The 13,435-nt window shown below is 53.2% G+C and carries 14 protein-coding genes, 1 pseudogene and 1 riboswitch; of the genes and pseudogenes, 6 read left to right on the top strand and 9 right to left on the bottom strand.

The window, feature by feature from the left end:
• The first annotated feature begins 25 nt into the window (after nucleotides 1–25).
• Nucleotides 26–1,099: pseudogene (locus HX875_RS14915) on the top strand (ArsO family NAD(P)H-dependent flavin-containing monooxygenase).
• 33 nt (nucleotides 1,100–1,132) lie between these two features.
• Here HX875_RS14915 and HX875_RS14920 read toward each other — a convergent pair.
• The 7 genes from HX875_RS14920 to HX875_RS14950 all read right to left on the bottom strand — a co-directional run bounded on the left by HX875_RS14920 (nucleotide 1,133) and on the right by HX875_RS14950 (nucleotide 6,777).
• Nucleotides 1,133–1,678, bottom strand: a complete 546-nt coding sequence (locus HX875_RS14920) for an arsinothricin resistance N-acetyltransferase ArsN1 family B (RefSeq protein ID WP_055135313.1) — start codon at nucleotides 1,676–1,678, stop codon at nucleotides 1,133–1,135.
• A 223-nt stretch (nucleotides 1,679–1,901) separates the two neighbouring features.
• The gene (gene chrA / locus HX875_RS14925; RefSeq protein WP_159936671.1) at nucleotides 1,902–3,071 is read right to left on the bottom strand and encodes a chromate efflux transporter; all 1,170 of its coding nucleotides are present in this window, start codon (nucleotides 3,069–3,071) and stop codon (nucleotides 1,902–1,904) included.
• 241 nt (nucleotides 3,072–3,312) lie between these two features.
• Complete coding sequence (gene nhaA, locus HX875_RS14930) at nucleotides 3,313–4,515, bottom strand: Na+/H+ antiporter NhaA (RefSeq protein WP_055135311.1); 1,203 nt, start codon at nucleotides 4,513–4,515, stop codon at nucleotides 3,313–3,315.
• Nucleotides 4,516–4,825: 310 nt separating this feature from the next.
• Complete coding sequence (gene ppa / locus HX875_RS14935; RefSeq protein ID WP_055135310.1) at nucleotides 4,826–5,356, bottom strand: inorganic diphosphatase; 531 nt, start codon at nucleotides 5,354–5,356, stop codon at nucleotides 4,826–4,828.
• Nucleotides 5,357–5,358: 2 nt separating this feature from the next.
• Nucleotides 5,359–5,712 carry a DUF190 domain-containing protein gene (locus HX875_RS14940; protein ID WP_008438039.1) on the bottom strand — a complete coding sequence of 118 codons (354 nt, stop codon included), beginning with the start codon at nucleotides 5,710–5,712 and terminating at the stop codon, nucleotides 5,359–5,361.
• Nucleotides 5,713–5,722: 10 nt separating this feature from the next.
• Nucleotides 5,723–6,106, bottom strand: coding sequence for a fluoride efflux transporter CrcB (gene crcB, locus HX875_RS14945; protein ID WP_055135309.1), 384 nt, complete (start codon nucleotides 6,104–6,106; stop codon nucleotides 5,723–5,725).
• A gap of 138 nt (nucleotides 6,107–6,244) precedes the next feature.
• A riboswitch (Fluoride riboswitch) is annotated at nucleotides 6,245–6,306 on the bottom strand.
• 135 nt (nucleotides 6,307–6,441) lie between these two features.
• Nucleotides 6,442–6,777 carry a hypothetical protein gene (locus tag HX875_RS14950; RefSeq protein ID WP_055135308.1) on the bottom strand — a complete coding sequence of 112 codons (336 nt, stop codon included), beginning with the start codon at nucleotides 6,775–6,777 and terminating at the stop codon, nucleotides 6,442–6,444.
• Between the two features lie 465 nt (nucleotides 6,778–7,242).
• Here HX875_RS14950 and HX875_RS14955 point away from each other — a divergent pair, with 465 nt between their 5' ends.
• The 3 genes from HX875_RS14955 (at nucleotide 7,243) to HX875_RS14965 (ending at nucleotide 10,325) form a co-directional block, all read left to right on the top strand.
• Nucleotides 7,243–7,710 (top strand): 3'-5' exoribonuclease, encoded by a 468-nt coding sequence (locus HX875_RS14955; protein WP_177015394.1) that lies wholly within the window; start codon nucleotides 7,243–7,245, stop codon nucleotides 7,708–7,710.
• 49 nt (nucleotides 7,711–7,759) lie between these two features.
• Nucleotides 7,760–8,746: a hypothetical protein gene (locus HX875_RS14960; RefSeq protein ID WP_177015395.1), complete on the top strand. Its 987-nt coding sequence runs from the start codon at nucleotides 7,760–7,762 to the stop codon at nucleotides 8,744–8,746.
• A gap of 88 nt (nucleotides 8,747–8,834) precedes the next feature.
• A complete protein-coding gene (locus HX875_RS14965) occupies nucleotides 8,835–10,325 on the top strand; it encodes a Shedu immune nuclease family protein (RefSeq protein ID WP_177015396.1) in 1,491 nt (496 codons plus the stop codon).
• Nucleotides 10,326–10,380: 55 nt separating this feature from the next.
• Here the strand turns inward: HX875_RS14965 and HX875_RS14970 are convergent, their stop codons facing one another.
• Entirely contained in the window at nucleotides 10,381–11,568 is a 1,188-nt protein-coding gene (locus HX875_RS14970) for a hypothetical protein (RefSeq protein ID WP_177015397.1), read from the bottom strand.
• A 203-nt stretch (nucleotides 11,569–11,771) separates the two neighbouring features.
• On the bottom strand, nucleotides 11,772–12,263 hold the full coding sequence (locus tag HX875_RS14975) for a helix-turn-helix domain-containing protein (RefSeq protein WP_169907394.1): 492 nt from the start codon (nucleotides 12,261–12,263) through the stop codon (nucleotides 11,772–11,774).
• A 253-nt stretch (nucleotides 12,264–12,516) separates the two neighbouring features.
• On the opposite strand from HX875_RS14975, the gene HX875_RS33150 reads away from it, so the two are divergent.
• Both HX875_RS33150 and HX875_RS14980 read left to right on the top strand, forming a co-directional pair.
• Nucleotides 12,517–12,882, top strand: a complete 366-nt coding sequence (locus HX875_RS33150; protein WP_371318517.1) for a DUF6957 family protein — start codon at nucleotides 12,517–12,519, stop codon at nucleotides 12,880–12,882.
• 42 nt (nucleotides 12,883–12,924) lie between these two features.
• Nucleotides 12,925–13,371, top strand: a complete 447-nt coding sequence (locus HX875_RS14980) for a hypothetical protein (RefSeq protein WP_177015398.1) — start codon at nucleotides 12,925–12,927, stop codon at nucleotides 13,369–13,371.
• Nucleotides 13,372–13,435 lie beyond the last annotated feature (64 nt).

Genomic DNA, 13,435 nt, shown 5'->3' on the forward strand with positions numbered 1-13,435 from the left:
GAGGTGCCGCGATTGAGCCTGGAGGATGCTGGTGAGTCAGAATTCGAAACTTGATGTTGTGGTCATTGGCGGTGGTCAATCAGCGCTGACAGTCGCCTATTTTTTGAAGCGGTCAGGCTTGTCTTACGTGCTGCTCGATGCGGAGTCGGCACCAGGAGGAGCCTGGCGGCATGGCTGGGACTCGCTGCGACTCTTCTCTCCATCGGCATGGAGCTCGATTGCGGGCTGGCCGATGCCTGCCGTATCAGAAGAAACGCCTCACCGTGATGATGTTATCGACTATCTGACTCTGTACGAGCGTCGATATGACTTCCCCATCATCCGATCCACCAGGGTGACCCGTGTCGAAAAAATCGAAGAAGGATTACGGGTTGTCTCCGGGGATAGAAACTGGGATGCCAAGGCGGTTATCAGTGCAACAGGCACCTGGAGCCGCCCATTTACCCCTAGCTATGCCGGACAGGAGTTGTTCGTACGGCAGCAGCTTCATTCCGCTCATTACGTTGGGCCGAATGAGTTTGAGGGGAAAACCGTCCTTGTCGTGGGTGGTGGCAACTCGGGAGCCCAGATTTACGCCGAGGTTTCTAAAGTGGCTCAGGCAATCTGGGTAACTCAAAAGGCTCCAAAGTTTCTACCTGATGAGGTTGATGGGCGCGTCCTGTTCGAACGAGCTACTGCTCGATTGAAGGCGCAACAGGAAGGTGTGGAGCCTGAACAACCCGCTGGGGGGCTGGGCGACATCGTAATGGTGCCATCGGTGAAGGACGCTCGTGAACGCGGTGTATTGAGCGCAGTACGGCCATTCACGCACTTCACTTCAACAGGCGTTGTTTGGTCATAAGGAGACGAAACAGCGGTGGATGTCGTCATCTGGTGCACTGGGTTTTCTCCAGCGCTCGACCACCTGGGCAACCTGGGTATCGTTGACGATGACGGTAAAGTCGCCGTGAATGAAAACCGGAGTGTTGCTTCACCTAATCTGTGGCTGGTGGGCTACGGCGATTGGACGGGGCTAGCCTCCGCTACATTGATCGGAGTGACCCGCTCCGCTCGAGATGTAGTCAACCAAGTCCAAAGCTATCTCACAAGCGAAGCCTGATGGCTCGCGAAGCAAATCGAGTGCGCCTACTGTTTATACGACTTCAAGATCGGGGAAGAGAATAGGCTCCAGTGGCGGAGTTGCCTGGCACAGTCCGAGCCGCCAGTAGCCGACGTCGTGCCATTTCCCAAGCTTGAAGCCAACCTCCGGATATGTACCGATGTGGACGAATCCCAGCGACTCGTGCAGACCCACACTGCCTTCATTGGGCTGAGCAATTCCGGCGTAAGCTGCACGAAAGCACTGTTTTTCAAGGATCGGAAGCAAAGTCTCATAGAGCTCACGGCCAACGCCCTGACGGCGAGCCGATTCAGCTACGTACACCGTCACGTCCACCGCCCACCGGTAGGCTGGACGTGCGCGGTGCTGGCTGGCATAGGCGTAGCCCTCGATCTCCCCACCTTCTTCGGCCACTAGGTAGGGATACGTCTGAAGTGTCGTCGCTATCCGCTGAGCAATCTCCTCACCGCTTGGCGGGGTCTCTTCGAATGAGATCGCCGTGTTCGAAACTATGGGAGCATAAATGCGCTGGATTGCCTGTGCATCTGTAACCACTGCAGCTCGAATTCTGACAGGCATGTGAGTCGTCCCTGAATAAAAGTTTGAAAATTACCTTTCCCGGATCAGTTTCGCCATTAGCCCATTTGAAAAAAACGAGCTGTGTGAAATCTAAAATTCAGGTCGCAATGCATGTTCTCAGTTCTGCACCTTCGGCTCATCAAATTCATCGGCTGCATCAACAACGCAGAACACTGTAAGCGTGCGCTAAGCGACCCGTCCTGACGGCATCGCTTAGCCGACCTCAAAATAAAATGCTGAGTAACCATCCGATAAGACCTCCCGCCAGGACGACCAACCATGTAGGAACCTTCCAGAACATCAAAGCCACAAGCGCTATCAGCGCCAAGCCAAAATCTGTAGGAATCAATATGGCGCTCGTCCAGACTGGGTTATACAAGGCTGCCAGGAGAAGGCCTACAACTGCTGCGTTTACGCCTGAAAGTGCGGCTTGGGTGCGTAAGCTTTTCCGCAGTTGCTCCCAAAATGGCAACACGCCGATTACGAGCAAGAACGAAGGAGCAAAAATTGCAACGACGCACGCGGTAGCCCCGAGCCAACCAGAAGGTTGGGCATTCATGGACGCGCCAAGAAATGCTGCGAAGGTAAAAAGTGGGCCTGGTACGGCCTGTGCTAAGCCATATCCGGCAAGAAACGTGTCATTGGCTACCCATCCGTTCGGCACGGTCGCCGACTGAAGCAACGGCAGCACAACATGCCCACCTCCGAAAACTAATGACCCGGCGCGGAAAAAGGCGTTTACCACAGCTAACGCTTGTGAGGGCCACAACTGAACCAGCAATGGCAGGCCAGCTAACAGGCCGAAGAACAGCAGCAACGACACCACACCGACTTTCCTGCTCACCGGTATCGGCAAAGACTCAGTAGTCTGGCTTTGATCGGTTTTGAAGAGCATTAGTCCTATGACGGCACCGAAGAAAATCACGCCGATCTGCCCCCAAGCATGTGGCCAAAGCATTGCAGCATAAGCCGCAAACACGGCGACGGTTATTCGAGGGGCATCAGTGCAAAGACTACGGCCCATTCCCCAGACGGCTTGAGCAACGACAGCCACCGCGACAATTTTAAGACCGTGCAAAAGACCGCTCGGAAACGCGCCTCCCCACGCGGACATACCCTGAGCGAATAAAACCAAGATTATTGCCGAAGGCAATGTGAAACCTGCCCACGCAGCGACTGCTCCTGGAAATCCGGCACGAGAAAGTCCTATACCTATGCCAACCTGGCTACTGGCGGGCCCCGGCAAGAATTGGCACAGGGCAATCAAATCCCCATAACTGCGCTCGCTCAGCCATTGGCGTCGGGCAACGAATTCTTCGCGAAAGTAAGCTAGATGTGCAATCGGGCCTCCGAAAGAAGTGAGACCTAGGCGCAGGAATACCAGAAATACCATCCATGGGGACTCAGTCGTAACACCCTTTGAACGTCCCTCGGCTGACAAGATTCGTTACTCCCCACATGACTGCTATAGAACACCAAATACGACGGCCTCCCTCACCGGCATATCTCGGCTTCGATATGCCGTCGCACACTGTATCGTGATCCTAACGACAAAATGATGGCACTTCGTTAGACGGTGCTCCTACAGCAGAAATTCTGATGGAGAGAAATTCTGCTGTCAGCTCATTTTCTAATCACCTCGATAGAGTGGCTGTGGCAACGGCAGGCGCAGCGCTGCGACGCAAAATCAGGACTCCACCGATTGCAGCCAAGGTCGAACCGATCAACACGCCGACTTTTACCTCGTCAATCAGGTGAGCTGATCCAGCAAACGCCAAGTTGCCAATGAACAGGCTCATGGTGAAGCCGATGCCACACAGGAGCGCAACGCCGTAAAGCTGTGCCCAATTGCTGCCTTCTGGTAGTTTGGCCAGGCCCATACGAATGGCAAGAGCAGCCAATAGGAAGATGCCAATCTGCTTGCCCACCAACAAGCCCAGCGCAACACCCAGAGGAACCGGATCGACTAGGTTCTCCATGGAAATACCTGCCAGTGAAACGCCCGCATTGGCGAAGCCGAAAATCGGCACCACAGCGAACGCAACCCACATGTGCAGCTTTTCCTCCAGGAATAGCAGTGGAGACCGGGCTTCCTCTTCAGGCTTGCCCATTGGGACGCACAGAGCTACAGCGACACCCGCAAGGGTGGCATGCACTCCCGACTGCAGCACGAAGAACCACAGCACACCGCCGACCAGCAAATAAGGGAATAATCGTCTGACGCCCAATCGATTCATTGCGATCAGAATGACCAGGGTTACGAGCGATGCCAGCAACATCGGCATGGAAAGACCGGTGGTGTAGAAAAAGGCGATGATGACTACAGCACCCAGGTCGTCAATGATCGCCAAGGCGGCGAGGAAGACCTTCAGCGACGTAGGGACTCGCTTACCTAGGAGCGACAAGACGCCCAGGGCGAACGCGATGTCGGTAGCGGCAGGGATAGCCCACCCCTTCAAGGTCTCAGAATTCCCCCAGTTGATTGCGATGTAGATCAGCGCAGGCACCACCATGCCGCCTATAGCACCAAATCCCGGCAAGGCACGCTGGCCCCAAGTGGATAGCCCGCCTGCCAGAACCTCCCTTTTGATCTCAAGGCCGACCATCAGGAAGAAGATAGCCATCAGGCCATCATTGACCCAATGCTCCACAGACATGCCCAGCCAGACACTGTGCAAGGCGGCAAAATAACCTTGCGAGAGAGGCGAGTTAGCCACAATTAAGGCCGCGAGTGCTGCGCCCATCAGTACGAGACCGCCAGCGGATTCCGACGATAGGAAGCGAGCCAGGATCGCGGCTGCTCTAGGGGTTTCTGCGGGAGTTCTGCTGTGAGTCATCAGTGTCCTTACGCTTTGATCCAAAGCGATTATTTTAACATCCGAGGTTTACCAACGCGGCAGGGCACATAGCCTGTAACGATTTACACCAAGCCCTAATCAGCCTCCAGCCTGTTCCCCGGCAGAGGCTCGCTCACGAAACTCAGGAGCACGCTCCAAGCGCATATCCTCAATAGGCGAGCGAACATTGATCATTCCTTACAGGCGTGTGGTTCCCCGGATATTTGATGATTGAAGCAACTGAAACCCACCATAAATGCCCGCACCTCAGCGCGATCCTCCGACTGTGGCATTTCAATCTGGAGTAAGCCTATTTGGGGATATACGCTGCTACCGACTTGCGAATTTCTTCCCGCGCTTCATCCGCGCTCCCCCAACGCCCCATCTTCACCCACTTACCCGGCTCCAGTGCCTTGTAGTTTTCGAAAAAATGCTGGATCTGTGCGAGGAGTAACGCAGGGAGGTCTGAGCACTCCTTTACATCGCTGTACATTGAGCTGAGTTTTTCATGAGGCACTGCGATCACCTTGGCATCCGCACCAGCTTCGTCCGTCATGTACATCACACCCACCGGGCGACTGCGGATGACAACGCCAGGTGAGACGGGATAAGGGCAAACCACCAGGACGTCCAGCGGATCACCATCGTCGCTCAGCGTGTTCGGGATAAACCCGTAGTTGGCCGGATAGAACATCGGTGTGCTGAGGAAGCGGTCAACGAAGATCTGCCCACTTGGCTTGTCCACTTCGTACTTGATCGGAGTGTGGTTTGCAGGAATCTCGATAACGGTGAAAAAGTCATCGGGGATGGCTTTGCCAGCTGGGATGTCCGCGTAGCTCATGTTCATAGCTCCGAAGTTGTGGAGGGGGCTGCGCTGGAAGGCGTTTTTCCAAGGGTGCCCATCTCGATTGGCGTCTTAGTGAAAAACACCGATATCTCCTCGGAGTCCAGTCGTGTGAACAACCGTTCTGCCTCATCTTCCGTGATTGCCAAGCGAATCTCCGTGGGTTGATCCGCCAGCTCAAAAAAGTGCGATGAATGCAGTTTTCCGGTGTGCCCAAACCCTTCGATTCCAGTGCAGAGCGTGGCGCCTCGCAAACCCATTTCTTTAGCCACGTCGACGATCCATTCGCCTAGCATCTTTCCCTGATAGCGACGGTTTTGTTGAGTAAAGAAAACGACCATAAAGCCTTTCATTTCGATCTCCTCAGCGAGTACCAATCATTTGGTAGGACAGAAGCCCGGCAGCAGTCATCGCTAACGAACCTACGACGTGCAACGAAATTGAGCCGAGCGCCCAGAGCAGTCTGCCTTCCTGAATCAAGGCAACCGTTTCGGCTGAAAATGTGGAAAAGGTGGTAAGCCCACCACAGAAGCCCGTGATGATCAGGAGACGCCACTCTGGGCTTAGGGTCGGAGATGCGGCCAAGAAGGCGATGGCCAAGCCGATGATGTAACCCCCAACCATGTTCGCGACCACAGTACCTGGAGGAATCGTTGGGAACAGAGCATTCAGCTTCATCCCCAAGAGCCAACGCAACCAAGCTCCAAGTGAAGCGCCAACAGCGATGACGATTAATGACTTCAGCATGGCGAGCCCACCTCATCAGACCTGAATGGAATAACAGGCGGAGGGCAGGTGCAGAGAAGAAATCGAGACTCGAAGGGTAAGATCATATCCTGTCCTAAATTGGAGGACAGGGAGGCACACCTACGCACCCTGTCCAGGGTTCACGTAGGCATCATCAGCACGAAGGCGGTTAAAGGAGGAATGCCATCTCCTGTTCTGATCCTATAGCATCAGCGCCAATGGCATCAAGAGCAGTTACACGCGAGCGATCTGAAGGCCCCTTCGGCCAGGCAAGATGGTTGATCAATGATCCAGGCAGGGGTCGACCCTTCGCCCAACCAGATTAGTTGGCGCGTCTACATCGATTTAACCGATACCACTTCCACATACTTGTACTTTTTCCTAGCAGCCTTCACAGCCTCCTGCTCAGCAAGCAACGAGCTCAACGTGTCGGCCTCGTGGATAAACTCATGCATCTTCCCCTCGAATTCGTTTCCAACCCGAAGCGTGACCTTCAGCCTAGGCGTAAATGCTTTTGCCACTTTCTTCTTCGCTGCTGGAGCGACCAGCGGTTTGGCGAGCACAACTTCTTCCACGGGCTCCGGCACTAGCGACGTAGAAACTTGCTCCTCTGGCTGAGGTGTGCCGAAAAGGGCATGACGCATTTCTTCTTCAGTTAAATCAGAGCTCATAGAACATCTCAAAGGGACGCATTTCGCTGGGCAAGTTCTAATAGGATTGTTGCTGACCGGTGTTCGGGGAGCCTGCGGAGACGTCAAATCCCCAATTCGATTTCAATACAAGAGCCTCGCAAGGCTCGCGAAAGCTGCGCCTTTGGCAGCAGTGTAATGAGCCCATCAACTAAGTTGCTAGCGTGACGAGCGTACAGCGTGACTGTGCCTGCATCAGGCGTTCGACCTGGCACGATGGCACCTACCCGCTGCTGGGCAATTTTCAGTATGCTCAAGACGTCCTGACTCACCTCATTGTTGGACAGGTGTTCAACCAATGGTCTGGGTGGAGGGGCGGCGCGGCTCCACATTTCTATGACCGCTTGGAGGAGTCCGTCTGAGCCAAGATGCTCGAGGGCCATTTCCCATAGCTGACCTTCCTGCGCCATATCCAGGCGAGCCCTAGTCATTACGGAGTTCTAACAAGTGAGGCTCTTTCTTGATTGCGAGTTTTCCCAGCTCTCGGCGGCTGCGAAGCTGATATCACTCGCATTGGTGGCTGAGGATGGGCGCGAATTCTACGTGGAATTGCTCGATGCTTGGCAAGAAGAAGACTGCAGTGATTTCGTTAAGGAAATCGTGCTTCCGCAGCTGTGGGGTGGGAGCTACGCATTGCCCATTGTTGAAGCCAGGATGTCGCTGCTCAGGTTTCTGACGTCGTTCAAAAAGGAGGTCGAGATCGTCACTGATGCTCCCCAGTACGACTGGGAGCTTTTTTGCGATCTAGTCTATGACGGCGGGCGATGGCCCAGAATCGTTCGTAACTTTCCTACTGACGCAACGACACTTACTCCGACTAGCGAGGGTAAGGAACTGCCTCACCACGCCTTGCTCGACGCCAGGATTATTGCCGGCATGTTTGCGCCAATGTACCGAGGGAACGGGTTATCCTGATCAGAGCACGGATCAACCATTTGGATTGGGCTGAAGAGTGGGGCGAAGCATGAAATGGAAAGCGCGCACGACAGAGCAAGTCGCGGAGCTAATCTGCGGGGACAACACAGAAGGCTATTTCCGCTACCTCACCGGCCCCAACTTGACTCGGTTCTTCAGGGACGCCGACACAGATTTCGTCCATGACGGCTCAACGCGCCGATTCTGGGTTGCGGATGTCCTTCAAAAAATCCTGGATTTTCCAAGCTCAAATCCGTTGATGCCACCAGATGCAATGCTCCGTGTGATTCGCCTTCTCATGGATAATGAAGATGCCTTCAACGAGAAGCCGCCCCGCTTGAACGCGCTCATGGCAATAAACGGAGCGATCAAGCGCGAGGGCTTTGAGGCATTCTTTGCAGATGACGACCAGTGCTATCTGCGTCACTGCCGCACCGGCGCAATAGGAAATGAATCCGCGAGCCCCCACCGTCCTCTTTCTGCCGCAGAAATTGAGAAGAAAAATCAGCTGATCTTGTACCTTGATCAGTGCTCAGAGGACGATCTGATTGAGCATGTCCTGCTTCCTCTGTTCAGGCAGTTAGGATTCGCTCGGATCACATCTGCAGGGCACAAAGACAAAGCCTTGGAGTATGGGAAAGACATCTGGATGAAGTTCACGCTTCCCACCCAGCACGTCATCTACTTTGGCATCCAAGTGAAGAAGGGAAAACTAGATTCCTCCGGAGTGACGAAGGGAGGACAAGCCAACGTCGCCGAGATCCATAACCAGGTGCTGATGATGTTGGGCCACGAAATCTTTGATTCAGAGCTCAGCAAACGCGTCTTGGTCGATCACGCTTTCATCGTCGCGGGTGGAGAAATCACCAAGGCTGCTAGAAACTGGATCGGTGGCAAGCTCGATCAATCCAAGCGGAGTCAGATCCTCTTCATGGATAGAGAGGACATCGTCAATCTCTTCGTGGTGTCGCCCTTGATCGTTCCGCAAGTGCCGAGAAAAGCATCTGTACTATTCGACGACCCAATCCCCTTTTAGATGGGTATGGCTAGTCGCCTATCGTGGAATTACATCCCTAGTTCCAAATCGATCTATAAAGATGCCCTACGACCAAGGATGATCGCCAATGCCTTCTATGCGCCCCTCTCAATACGCCATGCAGCAGCGCACCGACGGAGGGCCTTTCCTTCGTATTGATCTTAGTGACGCAGTGGTGCTGACCGAGGAGGAGCTTAAGGCCGTCGAATTAGGAGAGGAGTATGAGTCGATTAGCGACGAGATCTATGGGACGTCTCGTGTCTACTACAGCGATGTCGCTCTGTTAGATGATGCGCCTGGTTGGCATCTGATTTTGGAGGTGGCTCCGGAGTATCTGACTCTTTATCCCATCAATGCTCGGTCTGAACATCCTGAATACGCTCAGCCCAAGTACGAAGCCATCACTTCGATCATCATTACCAGACCCGTTTACCAACCTTATACACATCCGACCGATGAGTACGAAGTCGATGAGCTGCTTAGCGGTATACCAGCTGGGTTATCAAAGGATTGGCGATACGGCCTAGGTTTTCATTACGAATACCGATACCTAGTAAACGCGCTGAGTCCGTTGGAGGGAGTGGACACGCTCATCCTGCACGGCGGTACTGGTAGCAACGCTGCAAAGGTTAAGGGCAACGAGTTCTACATTGGAGTTGATCTTCTTGACCGTCTGAAGAAGAGCTTGGATCGATTGACGCAGCGACATCAGCGAGAGACTGCAGCGGACAAAAAACTCGTCTGTTACACCAGCTTGCTGTATCAGGCAGCGCCGGAGCTGTACCCAGCCAAGGCACGAAAGCTACCTCCGGATCTGCTTGCTAGCTTAGTTTCATTGGGGTCGGCGACGCCTACTCTTTCATCTAATGATCAGCAGCAGGCAGTCAAGCTGGCGCAACAGAGCGTCCCTACCCTGGCGAAATCCGCACCACACACTCTCTACAACCTGAAGGCGGAGATTGAACTGGTCACCCTTGGCCAGCTCATTGACGTCTATAAAAAAATGATGGAAAGCAACGTTGCGGAGCCGAAATGGCAGAGCTTCCTCAGCGGAAACCCATTTATTCTCGACATGGCCTTTGGATACCCCGTTAAGAAAGTTGCCGACCAACCCTACGTAGGCGGTAAGAATTTTAGTGGTCGGGGTGGGCAGTATTCCGACTTCCTAATGGCAGCCAAGGCTACCGGCAACCTTGCGTTGATCGAGATCAAACATCCCCAGCATGATCTATTGGGGAGACAGTACCGGCAAACCTATATCCCGTCCTTCGAACTGAGTGGATCGGTCGCCCAGATCGTCAGTCAGCGAAGCAACGTACAGCGCGAGATAGATAGCCTAGCGCGTGGCTTCAAAGAGCGTGTTCACGCACATGCAGTTGCGGCCATCATCATAATTGGCCGCACTCCGGAAGAAGAGGATAAGCAGGAAGCTTTTGAGCAATATCGAAATGGGCTCAAGGATGTGCTTGTGGTCACCTTTGATGAGTTACAGATTCGCCTTGAAAGTATCTATCAAGCGCTGACACCACAAACTCCAGAGGAGCCTGAAGGGATACGAGATGAAGACCTGCCCTTTTAGAGACCGACGCAGCCATTGGGAGTCTGATAGTAACGAGTGTCTGTCCCTCCAGGCGCTAGTAGTCCATGTTGGTGTGAAGCTCCCACAGATGACTCCAGTGGTCGATAAACCTCTCCAACGCTTCCTCCCCGCCCGAGGTTGCCTCCTTGTAAGACTGCAACGATTCTTCGTCGAACGAAGGGTCAATGCCAGCCTCCATCAGCCGGTAGGCGCCGGCGAGATGCCCCATGGATAGCAACTTGTCTACATCATCGAAGATGGCGCAATTTAACTCGTGATCATTGGCCCCTATAGGGATCAAAGAGAACCGGGCACTTTTGCCAAATTTTGTCATATTCCCAGGAACGGTTCCGATGCTCGGTATATGCACATGCAACGCCCCTTTATCATTTTCGTAACCACCGTGGGCGAATGGATTACGAATACGTTCCTTGATATCTCGCATTCCCTGAAGCGTTTTCCGTGCTTTAGGCGATGGATTTGCTCCTAAAAGCTCGTCGAGCTTCTCATTCCAAGTCTTAGACATGAAGGCTTTGAAACCATCCTCAGGCAAAGGAACGCCGGTAAAGGCACGGAGCAAATTCAATCTATGCTCTAAGGCGCTGAAATATGCATCAACCATGGCAACCGAGTGATAAAAGCCTTCCTGCTGCGCCTTTATGCTCCGGTTGTAGCTATTCATAAGCGTAGAAATGAAGCCTTGAGGAAATTCGTGCCCTTCCTTGAGCTTTTCCTTAGCTTTACGCTTGGCACGTCGAAACGCTTTTTCTGCTTGGCCTCGGAAAAACTCATAACGTGACACGAATTCATTGAGGTGATTGCCGATAGTCACATTGCCTGAAGAAACCTGCCGTTCGAGCACCGGTTTGAGGAATTTCTCGACAATGTTTACAGCGCTTTTGAGCTGCCCCTCGATACGCTTTCTACTCTTATTCAGGGCTAGCGAGCTGAGCAAGTTAAGGCCGAATTTGCCGAGCTCAATGGCGATTGGCTCTCCACTGAATGTGCCATAGACTGTCCAGCGAACCTTCTCGCGAGGCCCATACCATTTCCAACCCAGAAAATTTCGCAGCATAAGCAAGAGCATTTCCGGCACTGGAAAATCCTCACGATGCAATCGCGAGCTGCTCAGTTCGTAGATATCAATGGTAGGAGCGTCGCTAGAAAATCCTACTAATCTTTTGGCCAGATCATTACGTAACAGCTCAAGCCGCCCCTTTTCCAATTCGCCGCTTTCTCGCATTACCGACCTCCTTTGTCGAATCGTCTATCCGCTAAAGGCTCAGCATGAACGGAATAGATACTGTTTTACTAACGGTCAACCGGACATCCGCCCATGTCGCGCCTATAACCTGATGAAGATCCGTTGGGCCAAGGTGTTCCTATGCAATTCTCCAAAGCAGTCCTTCCTGTGACATTTCTAGCCGGGAGCTTGTCGTTGAAAAATCATTCGGAATCAGTTTGCTCGGATGTGGTTGTTTTAAGATATCTGCGAACAGTGGTCTTCGACAGTCCCAGCGCTTCCGCGATCTCAGCGACCGGAACGCCCTCACTATTCAGGCGATTAGCCTCCGCCGCCTTTTGCGCCGCATCGGATCGGACAGGTCGACCAGGCGGCAGCTTTCCTGCTTGTGCTAATGACTCCATCTCCTGATCAATCCTGTCCTTCGAAATCCTATTTAGCTGCTTATTCAGACGCTTTAGCCCCTCCCTAAACGGCTCATCGGACTGTAGACACGTCGCCATGAGAATCAGCGAGGCCGGCTCCACCTCCAGCAGCGCTGCAAGACGAATGAGCACATCAATCGTGATGTTCACCTCTCCACGCTCTATCCGGCCCCAGTAGGAACGGTCAATCGTGATCAGGTTTTCCTGCGTAAAACCCTTTCTTCTTCGCAATGCTCGTACTACTACAGCCAGGGCTTCTGCGGCCTCCATTACATTTCCCCAAGTAAATCGAGGATAAGGCCATATTGCGGAGAACCATAACACGGACTATCATCCGTATTATGGTGCGATCAGCGCTTTCAGGCTGGCTTCCCGCGATTCGATTGACGCCTCCAAGCCAACGCAGCTGCCGTGCGGAGAGACTCTTTGCGAGGGGCGAGCGCCAACAAGCGGGGTTGAATTGTCAATTTCCGGGTTATTAATTGAGGTAAATCCTATGGCTAGCGTCCAAGAGCCCGACTTTATGAAAGGGCCGAGAACGCCCCTTGAGGGCTTGTTAGGTACTTCCGAGGCACGAGCTTTATCAGTCGAACAATTTCCTAGAAAGCCCTACTGCCTAGTCAGAGACTGGACAATATTTCGAATCGAAGTAACTCCCGACGAACTCGCCAAACTGCATGCAGTGGGCCAGCTCCCAATGATCGTTTTTGCTCACAACGTGGTCGAGGATAGCCAAGGTCGTTTCGAGAGGGGGGATTGGGTTCGTTCAAGCATGTGCACCGGTTTCCACGACGGGGTCGTGTTCGAAACGAGGAACACTGTCTATGTCTTGATCGGCCCTGGCCATGAACAGCCTGCCAGCCTGAAGGAAGTATTTTCCTTCTTCTAACATGCGCTTCGTAACGGAGCCCTTTGAGGCTCAGGAAATACAATGTTTAGAACACACGACGCCGATATGCTTGGCATGCCGGGGATGTTTGGTGAAGGCCAGTACCAATGGCATCAGGTATCCAAAGTTCTTCGAAATCACTGGTATCACGTCACCGTCCAGGCTCAGCACAAGGGCCAAACCACAGAAGTGGTTCTAATGATCGACAGTGAACCTCGACTACAGCAGGTGCTGATTGCACAAGACGAGGAGACGATCATCACCGACGTTCAGGTGGTCACGCCGGCATATATGAATGGCTCCGCAGGATGGCGCATGGAAGCACTGACCAAGGTGACGCTTGGCGAAGACCAAAACGAGTGTGTTGTGTGCCTTCTAGATGTGGAGAACGGCTCCAAGTATCACAGTTCTCACCAACCTGGCTTCAACACTGATGCACTGAGCAACCTTCGTCCGATCTATCACGCGAACATGATTCGTACAGCCTGAGATTTACCAAGAATCCCACACGATATCAGCGCAGATGTTTCCGTGTGGATTTCCTAGTAACGCC

It is taken from the genome of Pseudomonas yamanorum (assembly GCF_013386765.1).
GTDB classification, from domain to species: domain Bacteria; phylum Pseudomonadota; class Gammaproteobacteria; order Pseudomonadales; family Pseudomonadaceae; genus Aquipseudomonas; species Aquipseudomonas yamanorum_A.

Bases quoted from the DNA above. Each gene is read 5' to 3' on its own strand.
- HX875_RS14920 (WP_055135313.1), bottom strand. From the start codon at position 1,678: ATGCCTGTCAGAATTCGAGCTGCAGTGGTTACAGATGCACAGGCAATC.
- HX875_RS14960 (WP_177015395.1), top strand. From the start codon at position 7,760: ATGAAATGGAAAGCGCGCACGACAGAGCAAGTCGCGGAGCTAATCTGC.
- HX875_RS14950 (WP_055135308.1), bottom strand. From the start codon at position 6,777: ATGAGCTCTGATTTAACTGAAGAAGAAATGCGTCATGCCCTTTTCGGC.
- HX875_RS14940 (WP_008438039.1), bottom strand. From the start codon at position 5,712: ATGAAAGGCTTTATGGTCGTTTTCTTTACTCAACAAAACCGTCGCTAT.
- nhaA (WP_055135311.1), bottom strand. From the start codon at position 4,515: ATGACTCACAGCAGAACTCCCGCAGAAACCCCTAGAGCAGCCGCGATC.
- chrA (WP_159936671.1), bottom strand. From the start codon at position 3,071: ATGGTATTTCTGGTATTCCTGCGCCTAGGTCTCACTTCTTTCGGAGGC.
- HX875_RS14975 (WP_169907394.1), bottom strand. From the start codon at position 12,263: ATGGAGGCCGCAGAAGCCCTGGCTGTAGTAGTACGAGCATTGCGAAGA.
- HX875_RS33150 (WP_371318517.1), top strand. From the start codon at position 12,517: ATGAAAGGGCCGAGAACGCCCCTTGAGGGCTTGTTAGGTACTTCCGAG.
- HX875_RS14970 (WP_177015397.1), bottom strand. From the start codon at position 11,568: ATGCGAGAAAGCGGCGAATTGGAAAAGGGGCGGCTTGAGCTGTTACGT.
- HX875_RS14965 (WP_177015396.1), top strand. From the start codon at position 8,835: ATGCCTTCTATGCGCCCCTCTCAATACGCCATGCAGCAGCGCACCGAC.
- ppa (WP_055135310.1), bottom strand. From the start codon at position 5,356: ATGAGCTACGCGGACATCCCAGCTGGCAAAGCCATCCCCGATGACTTT.
- crcB (WP_055135309.1), bottom strand. From the start codon at position 6,106: ATGCTGAAGTCATTAATCGTCATCGCTGTTGGCGCTTCACTTGGAGCT.
- HX875_RS14980 (WP_177015398.1), top strand. From the start codon at position 12,925: ATGTTTAGAACACACGACGCCGATATGCTTGGCATGCCGGGGATGTTT.